The organism is Vibrio sp. 10N.222.49.C12, assembly GCF_041475025.1.
In the GTDB taxonomy this organism is placed as follows: Bacteria; Pseudomonadota; Gammaproteobacteria; order Enterobacterales; family Vibrionaceae; genus Vibrio; species Vibrio crassostreae_C.
In genome coordinates, this window is record NZ_JBFRVF010000083.1 from 1 (window position 1) to 3,451 (window position 3,451).

A 3,451-nucleotide genomic window follows, 5' to 3' on the forward strand; every position below is an offset into this window, starting at 1 on the left:
AAACTCTTGACCGTAAAGTTTGCCACCTAGCGTGTCTAGCTCTAGTAGTGTGTAGTAATCCACACGGTCTTTGTTCTCTTCGATTGCTACACCCATGTTTTTGTAAAGCGTTGTGTAGCGCTCACGGATGATGCGTTTACAAGCGGCTTTGTAGCGACCTTCTGAGTCCATTAGACAAGTTAGAGCAAACATCGCCATTTGCACTTGTTGCGGTAGAGATAGACCGGCAGTGTGATTCAAGGCTACGCTACGGCTATCCGCAACGATGCGGTCGATGAACTTAATGTCACGTGGCTCTGGAGTCAGTGTTTTGTAACGGTCATCAAGTTGACACTGTTTTTCTTCGCTGAAAGAACTTAGTGCGTCATCAAATACGTTTTTGTGTTGGATACCAATGGTACCTAAACGCCAGCCTGTTGCGCCAAAGTACTTAGAGAACGAGTAAACACAAAGTGTGTTGTATGGTAGTTTTGCAAATAGAGAAACGAAGTCATCGGCAAATGTACCGTATACGTCATCAGTGATGATGAATAGGTCACTGCGTTGCTCATTCACAAAGTTTGTTAGGTTCTCTAGAGTCTCGTCAGAGAATTTCACTGATGCTGGATTAGCAGGGTTAACGACGCAAAGTAGTTTGATGTCTGTATCTGCCAGTTTCTCGATTTCAGACATTGGTAGCTGCCAAGTCGTCTCATCAAGGCGTAGCTCAACGATTTCCAGCTCATACTCTGCTAGCTCTGGGATTTCTAGGTAAGGTGTAAAGATTGGCGTGATTAGCGCAACTTTGTCACCTTTTTTCAATAGACCATTGTTGAACATGGTTGCGAACGTGTACGTCATTGACGCTGTGCCGCCTTCTGTTGCGAACAAGTCAAAGTTAGTCGTCATTGGCATTGGGCCGTACATCTCTTCTGCGATGTATTGTTTAACCACTTTCTCGATGTTCACTAGCATACGTGGTGGTACTGGGTAGTTACACGCAAGGTAAGCCAGTACTAGCTCGTTTAGGAACGCTTGTTTTTCGATACCTAGACGGTCTTTTGCGTAGCTTAGTGCACGACGTAGGAAGTCAACGCCTTTGTCTGCTGCATATTGGCTTGCGAACGTGTCGAAACGCTCAACGATGCCAACACCATCAGGGATACCACCGAAATCACCACCTAGGTAAGCGTAGTTACGCTCTGCTTCTGCTACCGCAAACTCACCAAGACGGATGAAGGCTTTACGAGGTAGCGTTGCTAGGAAGTTAGGGTTACCACGACCTGCATCAAGAAGTGCACGATCTGGCACAGCTTGCGCCACTTCAATCAGTTTGTCTTTTAGCTCGAATGGGCTTAGGTCAGCGAATTTTGAAAAATCGATAGTTGGAGTTTGAGTAGTCATAATATTTACCTAATAATTTAATATTAAACACTTGTAATTAAATAAAGTGTTTTACTTAAGCGTGATTATTCAGGCCTACCCTATTTTTGATTGGGTAGGTCTGTTAATAAGTTGATGATTTTTTAAATCTATAATGAGTTGTAGGTTTTAATTACATACCCGCATTAACGGTAATAATGCCGACGATAATTGGTCCCCATAGAGTCAGTAACACGTTGGCTACTGCGTAAGTCACAGTAAAAGAGAATACTGGCGTTGCGTTGCCTGTTTTTTCCATCAATGCAGCGAACGCTGGGTTTGCACTTCGACCACCGGTTACACAACCTAAAGCTTCTACCGGATTCTTTATCTTCAATACAAAGTACGAGAAGAAGAATGAAATAATCTGTGGAATGATGGTTACCGCAACACCCAAGAATAGTAGGCTCATACCGTGTTCTTTGATGGTGTCTACCGCTTGAGGGCCAGCCTCAAGACCAACGATACCCACGAATGCTGCTAGACCGAAGTCGCGAATAAAGCTTGCTGCTGATTGTGGGAATTGCGCCACATGTGGGTTACGGCTGCGTAACCAACCAACAATCAGACCTGACACTAGACAGCCTGCACCAGAGCCGATAGTGACCGGAATACCTGCAATTTTGAAGTTGATTAGGCCAATCAAAAGACCCAATACCATACCCATGCCTAGTACAATGAAGTCAGTCATTGTTGCTGAGTTCATTGGCTTACCGATTGAACCTTGAACACGATTAATATCGCTTGGTGAGCCAGTTAATTGAATAACATCATTTTTCTTAACAACAAGGTCAGCGTGAACTGGGATTGATACACCTTCGCGAAGGTAGTCAGTCACATAAACACCACGGTAAGTGCCTTTGTTCGCTTCTGATTTGATTTGACCTAGTGTACGGCCAATCAGTTGTTTGTTGTCTGCGATAAGCTGACGGTTCTCTTCAATGACTTCGTACTCTTCTGGAAGCACAACTTCAGAGCCAACAGAGTCACTTTTCAACTGACCAATGGCTTTACGAGTACCTGTGATAACCAGAACATCGCCTTGTTGAAGCTTAGTAAATTTGTCTGCTTCAATCGCTTTGCCATCACGCTCAATAACTTCGATGCATGCGTCTATTGAATCTTGATTGATTTGGGCTAGTGTCAAACCATTCACTTTGCTCTCTGCTTTGATTTCAAAAGCGCGAGTCTCAAGTTTTGTCATCGCATTGAATTCACCAGCACCAAGCTCTGCATTACCATCTGAGTTCGCTTCTGCCATTTTGATTGCTTCAGAGCGAATGTCCCACTTCATCAACGTTGGGAATACCCAAGTCACCATCAAGATTGGACCTAATGAACCAAAGATGTATGTTACAGCGTAACCTACAGCAACGTTAGTTTGCATCAGATGTTTGGCTTCTTCAGACACACCACCCAAACGGGCGATCGCATCGCCTGCAGTACCAATGATCGCAGACTGAGTTAAACCACCGGCAGCTAGGCCCGCAGCAGTACCTCTATCTAAGTCAAACAACCACGCAGCGGCAAGTACACACAATAAGCCTGAAACCGTCATAACAACCGCAGACAACAGAATGTTGATGGTTCTAAAGTTAAGCGCTTTAAAGAATTGTGCGCCGCCTTGATAACCCACAGCATAAATAAAGAGCGCAAAGAAAATACTTTTTACGCCGGGATCAATCTGAACACCAAATTGCCCAATAATTACGCCCATTAATAATGTTCCGGCCACACCGCCTAAAACAAATCGGCCGATAGTAATTTTACCAACCATATAACCCAATGAGAGTGTAATAAATAGTGCGACAAATGGTGCCATGTCAAACAGATTAGAAATAATGTCCATGACAAATTTACTCTTGTTACTAAATATAAGGAGTAAATAATCTAACGAATAACTTAATAATGATATTTGTTGGATTATTCAAAATAAATAAAGCATCTCGTTGCTTCGAACCGAATATTAAGAACAAAAGGTTTTATTATGTAATCCCATTTGATGGATCAAATCATCACTTTAACTGTTCGCATAGTTTTTGAAGTGCAA

Annotated in this window: 2 protein-coding genes; both read right to left on the reverse strand. The window is 43.1% G+C overall.

From position 1 onward, the window contains the following. Window positions 1–1,383 (reverse strand): bifunctional aspartate transaminase/aspartate 4-decarboxylase (locus tag AB4583_RS19585; protein WP_372118938.1); only part of this gene is annotated, 1,383 nt, incomplete at its 3' end. Window positions 1,384–1,534: 151 nt separating this feature from the next. Next, window positions 1,535–3,250 (reverse strand): aspartate-alanine antiporter, encoded by a 1,716-nt coding sequence (aspT, locus tag AB4583_RS19590; RefSeq protein ID WP_372118941.1) that lies wholly within the window; start codon window positions 3,248–3,250, stop codon window positions 1,535–1,537. Between the last annotated feature and the right edge of the window lie 201 nt (window positions 3,251–3,451).